We start from the raw sequence: 15,413 nt of genomic DNA on the forward strand, positions 1-15,413 counted from the left end.
GGGGGAGCGCCCCCAGATTAGGCGCGTCCGAACCGTCTACTCCGCCGATTTCGGACTGCGGTCTCCGCTTGCAACAGTCTCACACGCGACCCTAACGCGAGACCGGTTCGGGGAACGCGCTGTATAACAATCCCCGTCGCCCTCCCTGTTTCCTTCATGACTTACATACCGTCACGGTCACGTTCCGAACGCCTGTCGCTCGCGGGAGGGCGCGAATGAACGACCGCATCACCGAGGCGGTCGTCCTCGCGGGCGGAGAGGGGCGACGGCTTCGCCCGCTCACCACCTTCCAACCGAAGCCGATGCTCCCGGTCGCCAACCGGCCGGTCGTCGAGTACGTCCTCGACGCGCTGTTCGAGTCGGGCATCGAGCGCGCGGTCGTCGTCGTCGGCCACCGCGCCGACCGCATCCAGTCGCACCTCTCTGCGACGTACCCCGACGCGAACATCGAGTTCGTCCACCAGGACACCCGGCTCGGAAGCGGGCACGCGCTCCTCCTCGCCGAGGAGCACGTCTCCGGCCCGTTCGTCGTCTGCAACGGCGACAACGTCATCGACGCCGACATCGTCACGACAGTGCTCGAACGCTTCTCGACGACCGACTCGGTGGCGACCGTCGCGGTCGCCGAGTCGGACACGCCCGAGGAGTACGGCGTCGTCGTCGAGGACAACGGCCGCATCGCCGACATCGACGAACACGCCGTCGACAGCGAGGGCTACCTCGTCAACGCGGGCGTCTACGTCTTCGACGACGCGGTGTTCGAGGCGCTCCGGCTCACCCCGCCGCACGACGGCGAGACGCGGCTTCCCGACGTGATTCACTACCTCGACGGGAACGTCACGTCCGTCCTCGTCAACGGCGGCTGGCTCGACCCCTCGCACCCGTGGGGACTCCTCTCCGTGACGGAGACGCTCCTCGCGCGCAGGCACGGCTCGGCCGTCGCCGGTTCGGCACGAATCCACGAGCGCGCGGTCGTCGGCGACCACGTGGTCGTCGGCGACGACTGCGACGTGGGACCGGGCGCGGTCATCAGCGCCGGCTCGTGCCTCCAGAACAACGTCTCGGTCGGCGCGAACAGCGTCATCGAGCGCTCCATCCTCTCGACCGATGCGCGGGTCGGCGCGGGGGTCGTCCTCCGCGACTCCGTCGTCGGCCCCGGCGCGACCGTCGGCGACGGCGTCGTCTCGCCCGGCGGCCGCGCCGACGTCATCCTCGAAGGCCGGCTCTACACCGACCGCCGCCTCGGGAGCATCATCGGCGACCGCGCCGAGGTGGGCGCGAACGTGACGCTCACGGCGGGCAGCCGCGTCGGCGCGGAGGCCGTCGTCGGGGCCGGCACGGTCTTACACGGCGACGTCCGCGAGCGCGTGGAGGTGACTCACTGATGTGCGGAATCACCGCCTGCATCGGCGCGGACAACTCGGTCGATTCGCTCGTCGACGGGCTCCAGCGGTTGGAGTACCGCGGCTACGACTCGGCCGGCATCGCCGTGAAAAACGGCTCGGGCATCTCGCTGACGAAGCGCGTCGGCGAGGTCTCCGAACTCGTCGCGGCCGTCGAGCAGAACCCCATCGCCGGCGACTACGGCATCGGCCACACCCGCTGGGCGACCCACGGCGGCGTCACCGACGGCAACGCCCACCCCCACACCGACGAGTCGGGCCGCATCGCTGTCGTCCACAACGGCATCATCTCGAACTTCCAGTCGCTCCGAAGCGACCTCGAAGCCCGCGGCCACGTCTTCAGCAGCGAGACCGACACCGAGGTCGTCCCGCACCTCATCGAGGAGAACCTCCGCGACGGCGCGACCCCCGAGGAGGCGTTCCGCGCCGCGGTCGGCAGTCTCTCGGGGAGTTACGCCATCGCGGCCATCATCGGCGACGAGGAGGCCATCTTCGCCACCCGCTCGGGGTCGCCGCTGGTCCTCGGCGTCGGCGACGGCGAGTACTACCTCGCCAGCGACGTGCCCGCGTTCATCCAGCACACGGCGCGCGTCGTCTACCTCCACGACGGCGACTTCGTCGTCACTCGCTCGGACGGCTACGACATCACCGACTCGGCCGGCCGCGCGGTCGACCGCCCCGTCGAACACGTCGAGTGGGACCCCGAGACGGCGACGAAGGGCGGCTACGAGCACTACATGTACAAGGAGATTCACGAACAGCCCGGCGCGCTCCGGCGGACCACCCAGAGCCGGCTGAACACCCACGCCGGCGGCGTCGAACTAGAGGAGTTCCCGCCGGAGTCGTTCGCCGACGTGTCGCAGGTCCACCTCCTCGCGATGGGCACCTCGCACCACGCCGGGATGTACGCGGCGTCGCTGCTCAACTCCCGCGGCATCCCCGCCTACGCGTTCATGGCGGGCGAGTACTCGGTCATCAAACCGCCGGTGACGTCCGACACGCTCGTCGTCGCGGTCAGCCAGTCGGGCGAGACAGCCGACACCCTCGACGCCGTGCGCCGCGCCCGCGCCGCCGGCGCGCGGACCCTCGCGGTCACGAACGTCGTCGGCTCGTCGATAACCCGCGAGTGCGACGACGAACTGCTCATCCGCGCCGGCCCGGAAATCGGCGTCGCGGCCACCAAGACGTTCTCGTCGCAGGTGACGGCGCTGACGCTCCTCACCGAGCGCATCGTCGAGGACGTGACCGGCGCGAAGTCGCCCGAAGCGCGCGACCTGATGGAGGCGCTGTCGCGGCTCCCGGGCGACGTACAGGAGGTGCTCGACACCTCGATGGCCCGCGAGATAGCCATCGAGTACGAGGGCAGCGACGCGTACTTCTTCATCGGCCGCGGGGTCGCCCACCCCGTCGCCCTCGAAGGCGCGCTGAAGTTCAAGGAGATATCCTACGAGCACGCCGAGGGCTTCGCCGCCTCGGAGCTCAAACACGGCCCGCTGGCGCTCGTCACGCCGCTGTCGCCGGTGTTCGCCATCTTCACCGGCCACGAAGACGAGGCGACGCTGAGCAACGTCAAAGAGGTACAGGCCCGCGGCGCGCCGGTCATCGCCATCACGAGCGACCGCTCGGGCGAGGTGACCGAGTTCGCCGACCACGTGCTCAGAATCCCGGACACCCACCCCGACATCGCCGGCGTCCTCGCCAACGTCCAGCTCCAGCTCGTCGCGTACCACGCGGCGGACCTGCTCGAACGACCCATCGACAAGCCGCGCAACCTCGCCAAGTGCGTCACCGTCGAGTGAGCGTCGGCGAGCGGTGCGGCGGGTGCCGCCGCGCACCCGCGTTTCACTCCCATTAATCCGCCGCCGACGTCCGATTTCGGCGGCCCCTCAGTTATTCTCAGGTGTTCGAGACCGTCCGGAGATAAGCGGAGATTATCTCGACTGTAGGCACCGATTACATATTACCCGCCCGCGTCAGGTAACACGCGATGACCAGACGCGACCTCGTGGACGACGTTCTTTCGGCCTCGGACGAGCCCCCCGGACCGCTGACTGACGAGAGCGACGCCGCCGCGACGGACGAGACCGACATCCCCCCGGAGTCGTCCGACGACGACCTCCTCGACGCGCTCGGAGACGACGTCTCCCGGGGCGTGCTGTTGGCGTGCAATCGCGCGCCGATGACCGCGGAGGAACTCGCCGAGAGCTGCGAGGTCTCCGAATCGACCATCTACCGTCGGCTCGAAACGCTTTCGGGCCTCGGGCTGGTCGAGCGGACCCAGCGGGTCGACGCGCCGAGCAAGACGTGCTACGAGACGGTCGTCGACGGCCTCTCGATTCACCTCGGCGACAGCCTCCGCGTCGAGGCGGGACCGAGCAACTACGTCGTCGACGCGATGCGCACGCTTCTGACCGCCATCGACGTCCAACAGCTCGCGTACGACCGCGAGCAAAACAGCGTGGACGTTCGGTTCCGACTGGCCCCGCATCTGCTGGACTCGCTCGTGGAACTGTACGTCAGAGACACGAGTTCGCGCGAGAAGTAGTCGGCCGGCCGCGATACGGGTTGTTCGACCGTCGTCCGCTCACCGCCACGACCCGTCGACTTCGCCGAGGACGAGCGCGAGCGCGTCCTTCGCTCGGCCGACCGCGATGAGTTCGCGGGCGGCCGCGGCGGTGAGCGGGCCGATGGACTGCGAGGACGCGAGTCCGTCGACGATGTTGGGTACTTCGGTCGTGAACCACGAGTCAACGTCCGTGCCGGGTCCGTCGCCGACTTCCGCGGACGACCGAGATCGGGGCGCGTCGGAAATCATACTGAATGTACACGCTCGCGGGGGATAGTTAGGAATCTGTGCGCCCCGGTAACGGCCTCGTAACCCGCCGGGAGTCACTCGGCTTCGCGTACTCTCTCATTGAGTCTCTCATGCCACATTATTGCAAAGAATCATAACCTGTTGTAGCGTTCCTTGGACCGGTAATGTCTCTCAGCGAACTCATCTCCGGCGTCGCCGCCGCGGAGCGAACTCTGACGGTGTTCAATCCGGCCCCCGGCGTCGCCGAGCGACTCGCCGAGCATTTTTCGGACCGAAACGTCTCGGTGGAGTCCGCGAGTTCCGACGAGGGCCCCTCGAACTACGCCGTGCTGGGGACCGGCGACAAATTCCACACGGCCGTCTCGGTCGACGACCTCCTCAGGCCCCCCGAGAACGTCGAACCGGGCTTCGAACGCGACTCGTACGCGCCGATTCTCGACCATCTCGACGAGACGCTGTTTACCTCGTACGACCGTCAGCAGATGCTCAACGCCACCCGCGAAATCGAGGACCGCGCGTGGCGCGTCGGCGCGGGCGAACTTCACTCTGGCTTCCAGTCGGGCGGCAACCTCCGCCCGCAACTCGACACGTACCGCCGTCTCGGCGGCCGCGACGACCTCTCGGTCCACGCGTACATCTACCCGAACGGCGAGGTCCCGCAGGCGGACCAGTTCCAACTCCACCTCGCGCGCACCGACGAGATTCGGAACTCCTGGTTCGTCGCCTACGACGGCAACGGCGTCGGCGACTACAAGTGCGCGCTCGTCGCCGAGGAGCCCGAACCGGGGTTCGGCTTCACCGGCTTCTGGACGTACGACCCCTCGACGGTCGACTACATCGTCAACCACCTCGTCTCGTCGTACTCGATTATCGAATCCGACGGCTCCGGCGACGGCGCTGACGGCCGTCGGCAGATGACCGCTCGACCGAACCCCCGGCGCTGACTCGACCGCGCCGGTTCGCGCCCCGTTCGCAGAATCAATTCGGAGAACTGGGCGCGAATACTTAGGGCCGCCCGCCCGGAACCGGGCGGTATGGTTGACGGAATCCTCCTCGACGCCTCGCACCTGAAAGGCAAGGTCAAGGGCGGTCGCGCCGGGGCCGAAATCGCCGGGATGAGCTACATCGGCTACGAACTCGCGGTCACGGAACGGAGTATCCACGTCTACGGCGACCACTGTAACGCCGACATCCAAGACGAGGAGTTCCGCTATCTCGTCGTCCCCCTCGACTCGGTCCGGGGCATCGAACTGAAGGACCTCTCGGACCGGGGCCGCTGTCTACAGATTCACGGGCCGGACGACGGAGTGACGCTCTTCTCGGAGAACCAGACGAGCCTCTCGAAGAACCTCAAGCGCGTGTTCCTCCTCCTCTCGCGTCTGCTCGCCTGAGCCGACCGGCGCTCCGGTCGAACCGGTCAGCCGGTCAGCCTGTCGGTCCGAAGCCGAATCAGGTAACGTTTCGAAAGCAGGTGTACTAACCGAACCGCTAAAGAGGGCCGGACCCGATGTGTGGGTATGGCCACGGATATGAACCTCGACGACGCCCCCTGTCCCATCATCGACTCGCTGAAGCAGATCGGGTCGCAGTGGCGTCTCATCGTCCTCCACGACCTCCAAGACGGTGAAAAGCGGTTCAACGAGCTGAAGCGCTCGACCGGCGCGAGTTCGCGGACGCTCTCTCGCGTCCTCGACGACCTGCAGGAACACGGCTTCGTCGACCGCCGGATGGAGGAGGACGCGCCGGTCGCGACGTACTACTCGCTGACCGACAAGGGCGTCTCGCTGTGTCCGGTGTTCGACGAGATACAGGAGTGGGCGACCGAGTGGCTCGACGCCGAACGCGAGGAGGAGTCGGCCGAAGCCGAGACGGTTCAGTCGACGGTCTGAACGGCGCTCAGCGCCGCGCTACGCTTCGAGCGGGTCGCCGCCCGCCGTCGCGACGATTTCCGCGTGGACGTCCGCGACGGTGACCGCGTCGAGTTCGTCGAGCATCGCCTGAATCGCCGGTTCGAGCAGTTCGCCGAGCACCGGCTGGATGTGTTCGCCGATAGTGCACTCGTCGTTCGGTTCGTTCGTGTGGAAACAGAACGGCTCGGCGTCTTCCACCGCCTCGTAGATGTCGCGAAGCGTGATGGCGTCCGGCTCGCGCGCCAGCGTGAAGCCGCCGGTCGGGCCGCGCTTGGAATCGACGAGGTCCGCCTCGCGGAGCGAACACAGGAGCTGACGGATGACCACCGGGTTCGTGTTGACGCTCCACGCGAGACGGTCGGAAGACAGCCGCTCGTCGCTCCGCACCGCCAAGTTAGTCAGCACGTGCGTCGCGACGACGAATCGGCTGCTGTTCGACATATACGTTCTTTGGTGCTACGGGCATTTTAGATTTCACGGTGCTGCGCTGATTTCGCCGGATTCGCCGCGGAACTGCCGTTTTTCAACCCCCAGTCCGGAACGGGGGTCCGATGTTCGAATCGGCCGGCAAGAATCGACCGGATGCGGCTCCGAACGGTCGAAAAGTAGACTCGTGAGCGAGAACGGTCCGGACGAGTTGCCCACGCCACGGTCGACTTACTCCTCGTTTCGCTCCGCCCGCGGCTTCGCGCGGCCTCCCCGTTTTTCCTCGCCCGCTCGCGTTCCGACTCCGCGTTCGTTTCTCTCCGTCTCGCCCGCTTCGGTCTCGGTCGCCCGCACGAGCGCGATGACCACGTTGTCGGCGACCTCCGCGGCGAACCTGCGTTCGTCGGTCCGCCACTGTCGCGGCTCTCCGACGTGTTCGTGACAGACGACGCCGACGACCTCGCCGCCCGACCTGACCGTCGCGTCGAGCATCGACGCGATGCCCTTCTGTTCGAGGTAGCCGTCCCGAAGCTCCGCGGTCGCGGGGTCGGTCTGAACGTCGTCGACGCCGAGCGACCGGTTCGCCGCCAGCGCCCCGAAGTACGACGGGTAGTTCGAGGCGGTCAGCGTCGTTCCGCGGTCGTGTCCGCCCGACGCCCGGTCGTACTGGTCGACACAGCGGAGCGTCTCGGCGTCGTCGAACAGCCAGACGCTCGCCCGCTCGACGTTCAGCACCGTCGCCATCGTCTCGGTGATTCGCGGCAGCGCCTCCTCGAACGAGCCCCCGATGACCGCCTCGTCGGTCGCGAGGTCGATGAGCGCCCGCTGTTGGCGCTCGCGTCGCTCCCGCTCGCGGTGCGCCTCGGTCACGTCGCGGAAGACGGCGACGACGCCCTCGACCGTCCCGTCGTCGGTCCTGATGGGCGACATGCTGTCTTCGATGTAGCGCTCGTCGCCGTCGCTCGTCGCGAGCTTCGTTCCCGCGGCGACTTCGACCGCCCCGCCCGCCGCGGCGACGCGCCGCATCGGGTCGACGGGCTCGCCGGTCTCGCCATCGGCGAGCGAGAGCACGTCCGACAGCGGTTCGCCGACGGCGTCGTCGGCGTCGTAGCCGGTTATCTCCTCGGCGGTCCGGTTCAGTTGGACGACCGTCCCGTCGGCGTCGGTGGCGACGACGCCCTCGGCGATGGAGTCGAGGGTGACGCGGAGGTACGCCTCGCGCTCTCGGAGTCGCCGTTCCGCGCGCCGGTGGTCCGTGATGCGGACGAGCGTCTGCCGGAGGACGCCGTACTGCGCCGTCGGGTCGCCGCCCTTCTGGAGGTAGCTGTCCGCGCCGAGGTTCAGCGCCTCGATGGCGACTTCCTCGCGGCTCCGCCCGGTGAAGATGACGAAGGGCACGTCGGAGCCGCGCTCCTCTCGGAGCACCGACAGCAGTTCCAGCCCGGACATCTCCGGCATCTGGTAGTCGGAGACGACCGCGTCGAACGACTCCGACGCGAGCAGTGCCAGCGCCCGCCGCGGCGAGCCGGTCGTCACGACCTCGATTCCGTCGCCCGACGATTCGAGAAACCGCTTCGTCAACGCTAACAGCCCCTCGTCGTCGTCGACGTAGAGCACGCGCCTCGTCGCCGACTCCCCCTCGGTCACGTCCATTACTGTCGTGCCGATTCGCCGTTGTGTCTGATAACTGTTTGGCGACTCACCTACCGACATCGTGGCAGCTGTCTGCTCCGAGGCGGATTCGCGTCAGTCCTCGCCGGCGGTCGCCTCGTCGTCGGTCGCCTCGCCGTCGGTCGCCTCGCCGCCGCCCGTCTCGCCGCCCGCGTCGTTCTCGTCCACGCGGTCGTAGAGGACGGACTCGCCGGGCTTGACCGTCCCGCCGGTCGGGATTCTGACGCCCGCGTTCAGCGAGGCGTTGATGCCGGTTTTCACCCCGTCGCCGAGGACGACGCCGTACTTCCGGCGGCCCGAGGAGACGAGTTCGCCCTTGAGCATCTGCCGGACGGGTTCGCCGTCGTGGCGGAGGTTCGCGACCTTGGTCCCCGCGCCGAAGTTCACGTCGCGGCCGAGGATGCTGTCGCCGACGTACGAGAGGTGGCCGACCGTCGCGCCCTCCATCAGGACGCTGTTTTTCACCTCGACGGCGTGGCCGACCTTGGCGTTCTCGCCGACGAGCGTGTGCCCCCGGACGTAGGCGTTCGGCCCGACGGTGGCCCCGCTGCGGACGAGCACCGGCCCCTCGATGACCACGCCGGAGCGGACTGTCGCGCCCGCCTCGACGACGACCGGCCCGTCGAGTTCGGCCCGCTCGGACACGTCGCCGTCGATTCGCGGTTCGAGCTCGCCGAGTTTCCACTCGTTGGCTTCGAGGAGTTCCCACGGCCGCCCCACGTCGAGCCAGCGGTCGAAGGCGACGCCGCGCACGTCGTAGGCCTCGCAGGTCGCCGCGAGCACGTCGGTCAGTTCGAGTTCGCCGCGGTCGCTCTCGTCCACGTCGAGCCAGCCGTGAGCCTCGGCCGGGAAGACGTACGCGCCGGCGTTGACGAGGTCCGACGGCGGGTCCGCGGGCTTCTCGACGACGCCGGTGACGAAGCCCTCGTCGTCGGTGTCGAGGACGCCGTAGGAACTCGGGTCGGCGACGCGGAACGACCCGACCGCGGGCGTGCCCTCGTACAGCGTCGACAGCGACGGCACGTCGTACAGCGCGTCGCCGTTGAGGACGACGAACGGCTCGTCGGGGTCGAGGTGGGGGGCCGCGGCGCGGACCGCGTCGGCCGTCCCGCGCTGTTCCGACTGGACGGCGAACTCGACGGGGACGCCGCCGCGCTCGTCGCCGAAGTAGTCGCGCACGTCTCCGGCCTCGTAGCCGACGACGAGGGTGATGTCCGTCGCGCCCGCCTCGACGGCCGCGTCGGCGGTGTGCGCGACGAGCGGCCGGTCGGCCACGGGGAGCATCGGCTTCGGTCGGCGGTCCGTGAGCGGACGCATCCGGGTGCCGCGGCCGGCGGCGAGAATGACAGTCTGCATACCTCCCTAAGGGGCTGCGCGGAAGAAATTCCTTCGGTCCGAACGATACCGAGGCGGGGACCAATCGCGGCGCTGTGGGTTGCCTCTGATCCACCTACCGTCGCCGACTTGCGGTGGTGCGGTCGACGCGGCAACCTCCCGTCAATCTTAATATTCGAAAACGTTTACGAACCCAGTTTCGAATTCGGGTCCGAAACTCCACCGTCGCGCGTCGCGGTCGCTCCGGGACGGTTCGAACCACACGGCCCGCGAACGGCGAATACGTTGGGGTTACGATGGGTTGGAGATTCGCACGAGACGCGGCGCCGTGTGTTAGTGAACGGACGAACGCCGGCGGGTAATAGTTTCGTTCCGCGGCGAGGCGAACCGCGTTCGTGGGCGTTATTACCGTCCCACCCTTCGGCTGTGGAGGGTTACGATGGAGATTCGCACAGGACTCTCTTACGGAGACGTATTGCTGGTTCCACAGCGCTCCCCGGTCGACAGCCGGAGCGACGTGGACCTCTCGACCAACGTGACGCCGGGCTTGCGCCTCGACACGCCGCTCGTCAGCGCCGCCATGGACACCGTCACCGAAGCGGACCTCGCAGCGGCGCTCTCCGGGCTCGGCGGCCTCGGCGTCGTCCACCGCTTCCTCGACGTGGACGAGCAGGCCGAACAGGTCCGCCGCGTCGCCGCGGCGGGCGGGACCGTCTCGGGCGCGGTCGGCATCAACGAGGACTACCTCGACCGGACCGAGGCGCTTCTCGACGCCGGCGCGGACGCGATTGTGATGGACATCGCTCACGGCCACATGGAGCGGTGTCTCGACGCGGTCGAGCGGATTCGCGACGAGTTCGACCCCGAAATCGTCGCGGGCAACGTCGTCACGCCGGCGGCCGTCGAAGACCTCTGGGAGGTCGGCGCGGACTGCGTGAAAGTCGGCGTCGGGCCGGGATCACACTGTACGACCCGCGAGGTCGCGGGCGCGGGCTACCCGCAGCTCACGGCCGTCTCGGAGTGCGCCGAGCGGGCGCACGACCTCGGTATCCACGTCATGGCCGACGGGGGGATTCGGACCTCCGGCGACGCCGCGAAGGCGCTCATGGCCGGCGCTGACACCGTCATGATGGGGAGCTTCTTCGCCGGGACCGACGAGGCGCCGGGCCGCGTGGTCGAGGTCGACGGCGAGGCGTACAAGCGCTCCCGCGGGATGGCCTCGACGGAGGCCGCCGACGACCGCGAGGACAAACAGAGCGACGTGGACGCCGGCGAGGGCGTCGAGGCGCTCACGCCCTACAAGGGACCGGTCGAACCGCTCGTCGAGGAGTTCCTCGGTGGGATTCGCTCCGGCGTGAGCTACTGCGGCGGCCACACGCTCGCGGACGCCCGCGAGAAGGCCTCGTTCGTCCGCGTCGCGGCGAGCGCGAAGGAGCGCGAGGGCGCACACGGCGTCGTCTTCGCCGAGGGACCCGTCGAGGTCGACGAGGAGGCCGAACGCGAGTTACAGGCCCCGATGGCCGACTGACGCTGGGCGTCGGGAACCGACCCGCGCCGCGGTACGCTTCGATGCGCCTCGGTACCTCGATGCGGTGCGCCGCGAGACACGGTGAATCACGACGCGACATGACGCGGCCCGCAGCGACGCGTTCGCTCCGGCGTGACCGCGCTGTCGCCTAGCGGCATCGCCGACCCTGCCGCCGCCGGCGGCGATGTCGCGTCCTAACTATTTCAGATTCGAAACTATATCTCCAACAATTTCTCCCTCTGGTAGTTGTGTGGAGTCTACGTACTGCTCCGAACTGAAGCGAACCGTTCCGCGGTCAGACTCGTCACACGCCGAATACTCAGTCTCTCACGTCGCAGCAGGCGTCTGCATTTCGTCCGAACTACCGCGTTAATAGCGCGGAAACTCCCGTTCGAAATGTCGAATCCACACCGGCCGACGCAAGTTCCGACCCGTCGATATCCGACCCCCGAACGCGACTCGCGCCGCCGTTTGCGTTTTAGGATGGGCATACTTATCAGGTTACTTAATGTATACGAATTTGTGACATGTTCGTCGGCAAACCTCCTTCGGAACCGACCGTCTCGCGGGGACGACCGCCCCGGCGTCGCGGGTCGCATGGTTCGGTCCGCTTTCTCGTTACAATCATAATTTTGTAATTCCAGTGCGGCGTTTTTCGGCTCGGATTCGAACGGCTTCGGGGGACGGACCGCGGGCCGACAATTATCGCCCGAAATACACCTGTGACGAACGTTCGTTCCGTATCGATGGATACCTACGAGTAGGTCGCGCGGATGCCGATGACGCGGGCGGCCTGCGTCACCATCTCGGGGACCTCCGTGTGGTACCACTCGCCTTTCATCCGGGTCGTCGGCCCGGAGACGCTGATTGCGCCGAGGATGGTCTCGTCGTCGGAGAGAATCGGCGCGCCGACCGCCCGCATACCGGTGATGCGCTCTTCGTCGTTGAAGGCGTAGCCGCGCTCGCGAATCGTCGCCAACTCGGCTTCGAGGGCGTCGCGGTCGCCTATCGTCTTCGTCGTCAGGCGCGTCAGTTCGCCGTCGAGAATCTCCTTTCGGCGCTTTTCGTCGCAGAAGGCGAGATAGGACTTGCCGACCGACGTGGCGTGGAGGTCGACGGTCGTGCCGATGTGCGAGTCGGTCTGGAGGCCCTGTTCGGACTTCACCTGATAGATGTAGACGCCCCGGCCGTTCTCCTCGACCATCACCTGTCCGCGCTCGCCGACGGCCTCGACGAGGTCGTCCATCTCGCCGATGGACGCGTGATACAGCGCGTGTCGCGTCCGGGCGTGGTCGCCGAGGTCGAGGAACTTCAGACCCAGCGCGTACTCGTCGCCCTGCCTGACGACGTAGCCGAGTCCCGCGAGCGTCTTGAGGTGGTTGTGGGCCGTGCTCTTCGAGATACCGAGGTCGTTCGCTATCTCCGACACCCCGCTCGCGTCGTGGTCTCTGATGTGTTCGACGATGCCGAACGAGGTTTTCGTAGCGCCGATTGACCCCGCGGCATCGCGTCCGTCCGTGTCCATAGTTATCACTGAGAGAGTGAGGTAATAATTGTTGCCGTCTCGTTCGGACGGGCCGAACGAGTGTTCGGATTACTCTCGCGTCAGCGCCGCGACGGTTTCTCGAACCGGCGTCGAACCGACCGACGAGAGCGCGTCGAGCGCCGCGTCCGCGGCGTCGTCGCCGAGGCCGAACGCGAGCAGGTCGCGGTTGCGCGCGTCGAGGTCAGTCGCCGAAAGCGGGTCGCGGTAGTCGCCGCGTGGGTACTCGCGCTCGCCGACGTAGCGGCTTCCGTCGCGGGCGGTCACCTCGACGCGCGCGCCCCAGTCGTCGGGGAACGCCCGCTCGAACGCCTCGTCCGCGTGGAGATGGACGCGCTCCGTGAGCGCTTGGACGGCCTCGTCACCGAGCGCGTCGTCGAGGAAGTCGTCGAGTTCGACGCTCCCGTCGGCGACCCAGCGGGCGAGGACGTACGGCGTCGAGAACTTCGCCGCGGTGAGCGTCTCGGGCCGCGCGTGACTCATATCGACGCCGTTGCGGTAGGTGTACACGTCGATTCGGTCCACGTCGCCGGGCGCGAGGTCGGCCGCGCCGGCGTCCCGAAGCGCGTCGAGCGGGGCGTGGGTGTAGCGACACGACGGGTACGGCTTCTGGTAGGCCTCGGAAATCCACCAGTCGTCGCCGAGCGAGTCGAACAGCGCGGTGAACTCGCCGTCCGCGAGGAGCGTTTCGAACGGGTCGTAGACGCTCTCCATCGCCGCGGGCGACCCGCGGAGGCCGGCGGCGGTCAGCGTCGCGGCGCTCACGCCGGCCTGCGCGGAGAATCCGGCGGTGACGTTCCGCGACGGCGCGCCCTCCGCGAAGGGGTCGTGCATGGAGACGACCGCGAGGTTCAGCGCGGTCCGGACCGTCTCGCGCACCCCGTCGGGCGACTGTCCCGCGCAGACGGCGGCGGTCAGCGCCGGTCCGAGCGTCGTCCACGTCGAGTGCGGGTCGCGGACGAGCCACGGAATCGCCTCGTTCATCCGGGCCTTCATCGCGAAGATGGCGTACTCGAAGCGCGCGCAGAGCTCGTAGGAGCGGACGCAGGCTTCCACGAACGTCTCGCCGTCCACGTCGTGGGCCTCGGCGACGCCGACCGCGCCCGCGACGATGCTCGCGCCCACGTGGCCGCCGCGGTTGTGGCCCTCCTCTATCTCCTGTGTTATCGCGGCCGTCGCGTTCAACAGCGCCGCCTGCGACGGGCCGACGCGGCGGTCGGTCCCGAGGACGGACGCCGGGCCGTCGGCCAGCGCCGCGTCGCGGAAGACGCCCGCGTGTTGCGGGGCGGCCGCCCCCGCGACGGTCGCCGCGAGCACGTCCGCGACGATTCGCTCGCCGTCGGCGCGCACGTCGTCGGGTAGCTCGTCGGTCAGAAAGCCGTGCACCTGTCGTTCCCAGTCTCGGACTGGTTCCTGTGAAATCATGGTCTGAATACGTGGTCGCAGGGCGGCTCAGGCCCGAGTGAGGGCGCAGAGCACGCGGGGGGCGGCGGGTTCGGTCGCCGCGGTCCAGAGGCCGTCGACGCCGCCGTCGCCGATGACGGGCGCGACGAGTCGGTCGAACTTCGCTCGGAGCTCCGATTCGGTGAACGGGTCGCGTTCGCCGCCGCGGGCGGCGCGCACCTCGCGGGCGTACCGTTCGCCATCGACCGTTTCGACGGTGACGCGCGCGCCGCGCTCGTCGGGGGCGCGGGTCGCGAACTCCTCGGTGGCGACCACGTCCACGCGGCGGGCGAACCCGAGCGCGGTCTTCGTCAGCGCCTCGTCGGTGAACGCCTCCTTGCCGGTCTCGCCGGTCGTCAGCGCCGACGCGACGGCGAAGGGAATCGAGAACTTCGCCTGCAGGGCGTTTTCGGGCGCGGGCTCCGACAGCGCGGCCGCGGCGGGGTACGTCTCGACGGTGACCGACTCGACGTCGGCCGCGACGACGCCCGTCTCGTCGACGAGGGGCGCCACGGCGTCGAGGGCGGCGTGGGTGTAGCGGCAGGCCGCGTGGACCTTGAAGTAGCCGCGCTCGATTTCCCAGCGCTCGCCGAGTCCGTCGTCGAGGGCGCTCCGGTCGGGGCCGTCCGCGGCGACGGGTTCGAGGTGTCGGACCACGCCGTCGTCGAGGCCGGTGAACCCGGATTCGGCTTGATCGACCGCGAGCAGCCCCGAGAGGTTGCTCATCCCGACGTAGCCGTTTCTGACGGTCGCGCCCTCGGTGGCCGCCTCGAACCGGGTGTGCTGGGCGTAGTTCGCCGCGATTCGCATCGCGTCGAGCGTCGTCTCGGCGTCGAGGCCGCGGAGTCGGGAGACGGCTGCGGCGGTGCCGACGCCGCCCCACACGCCGTGGGGGTGGAGGCCGTCGGCGAGCGGGACGACCGTCTCGGCGGCGCGGACCGCCGCCTCGTAGCCGGCGACGAACGCCGTCAGGAACTCGTCGCCGCTGCGGTAGGCCGATTCGCCGTCCGCGAGGAGCGCCGGCAGGACGTGAATCGCGGGGTGACCGGCCGCGAAGCGGTGGCCCTCGTCGAGTTCGAGGACGCTCCCGGCGGCCGCGTTGACGAACGCGGCGCGGTACGCGGTGGTCCGCTCGCCCGCGGTCCCCATGATGGTCGATTCGCCGCCGTTCTCGTCGGCCCACCGGCGCGCCAGCGCGGCGACCGCGGGGTCCGACGCGCCGCCCAGCACCGCGCCGATGGTGTCAGCGACGACGAGGGACGCGCGCTCGACGACCGACGCGGGGAGGTCGGTCCGGTCGAGGTCGGCGACGAACGACGCGAGCGATTCGTCCGTCATC

General features: G+C 68.6%; 14 protein-coding genes. 7 read left to right on the top strand and 7 right to left on the bottom strand.

The features are described from left to right. Positions 1 to 215 precede the first annotated feature (215 nt). From NDI65_RS13820 to NDI65_RS13830, 3 genes are all read left to right on the top strand, one after another. Positions 216 to 1,385, top strand: coding sequence for a sugar phosphate nucleotidyltransferase (locus NDI65_RS13820; RefSeq protein ID WP_310893750.1), 1,170 nt, complete (start codon positions 216 to 218; stop codon positions 1,383 to 1,385). Continuing rightward, complete coding sequence (gene glmS, locus NDI65_RS13825) at positions 1,385 to 3,202, top strand: glutamine--fructose-6-phosphate transaminase (isomerizing) (protein ID WP_310893751.1); 1,818 nt, start codon at positions 1,385 to 1,387, stop codon at positions 3,200 to 3,202. Before NDI65_RS13820 ends, glmS begins: the two co-directional genes overlap by 1 nt. 188 nt (positions 3,203 to 3,390) lie before the next feature. Beyond that, positions 3,391 to 3,948 (top strand): helix-turn-helix domain-containing protein, encoded by a 558-nt coding sequence (locus NDI65_RS13830; protein ID WP_089781245.1) that lies wholly within the window; start codon positions 3,391 to 3,393, stop codon positions 3,946 to 3,948. A 39-nt stretch (positions 3,949 to 3,987) separates the two neighbouring features. Here NDI65_RS13830 and NDI65_RS13835 read toward each other — a convergent pair whose 3' ends face one another. Further along, on the bottom strand, positions 3,988 to 4,218 hold the full coding sequence (locus tag NDI65_RS13835) for a harpin-binding protein (protein WP_089781247.1): 231 nt from the start codon (positions 4,216 to 4,218) through the stop codon (positions 3,988 to 3,990). 164 nt (positions 4,219 to 4,382) lie between these two features. Here NDI65_RS13835 and NDI65_RS13840 point away from each other — a divergent pair, with 164 nt between their 5' ends. From NDI65_RS13840 to NDI65_RS13850, 3 genes are all read left to right on the top strand, one after another. Then, the gene (locus NDI65_RS13840) at positions 4,383 to 5,162 is read left to right on the top strand and encodes a DICT sensory domain-containing protein (protein WP_310893752.1); all 780 of its coding nucleotides are present in this window, start codon (positions 4,383 to 4,385) and stop codon (positions 5,160 to 5,162) included. Positions 5,163 to 5,252: 90 nt separating this feature from the next. Next, complete coding sequence (locus NDI65_RS13845; RefSeq protein WP_089781251.1) at positions 5,253 to 5,609, top strand: hypothetical protein; 357 nt, start codon at positions 5,253 to 5,255, stop codon at positions 5,607 to 5,609. Between the two features lie 126 nt (positions 5,610 to 5,735). Beyond that, positions 5,736 to 6,107, top strand: a complete 372-nt coding sequence (locus NDI65_RS13850) for a helix-turn-helix domain-containing protein (protein ID WP_089781253.1) — start codon at positions 5,736 to 5,738, stop codon at positions 6,105 to 6,107. An 18-nt stretch (positions 6,108 to 6,125) separates the two neighbouring features. On the opposite strand, the gene NDI65_RS13855 is transcribed toward NDI65_RS13850, so the two are convergent. The 3 genes from NDI65_RS13855 to glmU form a co-directional block, all read right to left on the bottom strand. Continuing rightward, entirely contained in the window at positions 6,126 to 6,569 is a 444-nt protein-coding gene (locus NDI65_RS13855; RefSeq protein WP_089781255.1) for an Rrf2 family transcriptional regulator, read from the bottom strand. Between the two features lie 216 nt (positions 6,570 to 6,785). Further along, positions 6,786 to 8,207, bottom strand: coding sequence for a response regulator (locus NDI65_RS13860; RefSeq protein ID WP_310893753.1), 1,422 nt, complete (start codon positions 8,205 to 8,207; stop codon positions 6,786 to 6,788). A 93-nt stretch (positions 8,208 to 8,300) separates the two neighbouring features. Next, positions 8,301 to 9,581 carry a bifunctional sugar-1-phosphate nucleotidylyltransferase/acetyltransferase gene (gene glmU, locus NDI65_RS13865; RefSeq protein ID WP_310893754.1) on the bottom strand — a complete coding sequence of 427 codons (1,281 nt, stop codon included), beginning with the start codon at positions 9,579 to 9,581 and terminating at the stop codon, positions 8,301 to 8,303. 418 nt (positions 9,582 to 9,999) lie between these two features. On the opposite strand from glmU, the gene NDI65_RS13870 reads away from it, so the two are divergent. Beyond that, a complete protein-coding gene (locus NDI65_RS13870; RefSeq protein WP_089781260.1) occupies positions 10,000 to 11,088 on the top strand; it encodes a guanosine monophosphate reductase in 1,089 nt (362 codons plus the stop codon). Positions 11,089 to 11,842: 754 nt separating this feature from the next. On the opposite strand, the gene NDI65_RS13875 is transcribed toward NDI65_RS13870, so the two are convergent. The 3 genes from NDI65_RS13875 to NDI65_RS13885 form a co-directional block, all read right to left on the bottom strand. Then, positions 11,843 to 12,613: an IclR family transcriptional regulator gene (locus NDI65_RS13875; RefSeq protein WP_310893755.1), complete on the bottom strand. Its 771-nt coding sequence runs from the start codon at positions 12,611 to 12,613 to the stop codon at positions 11,843 to 11,845. Between the two features lie 69 nt (positions 12,614 to 12,682). Then, a complete protein-coding gene (locus NDI65_RS13880; protein ID WP_310893756.1) occupies positions 12,683 to 14,056 on the bottom strand; it encodes an MmgE/PrpD family protein in 1,374 nt (457 codons plus the stop codon). Positions 14,057 to 14,083: 27 nt separating this feature from the next. Continuing rightward, positions 14,084 to 15,412, bottom strand: coding sequence for an MmgE/PrpD family protein (locus NDI65_RS13885; protein ID WP_089781813.1), 1,329 nt, complete (start codon positions 15,410 to 15,412; stop codon positions 14,084 to 14,086). Position 15,413: the final 1 nt, after the last annotated feature.

Source organism: Haloferax sp. S2CR25 (genome assembly GCF_031624535.1).
GTDB lineage: Archaea > Halobacteriota > Halobacteria > Halobacteriales > Haloferacaceae > Haloferax > Haloferax massiliensis.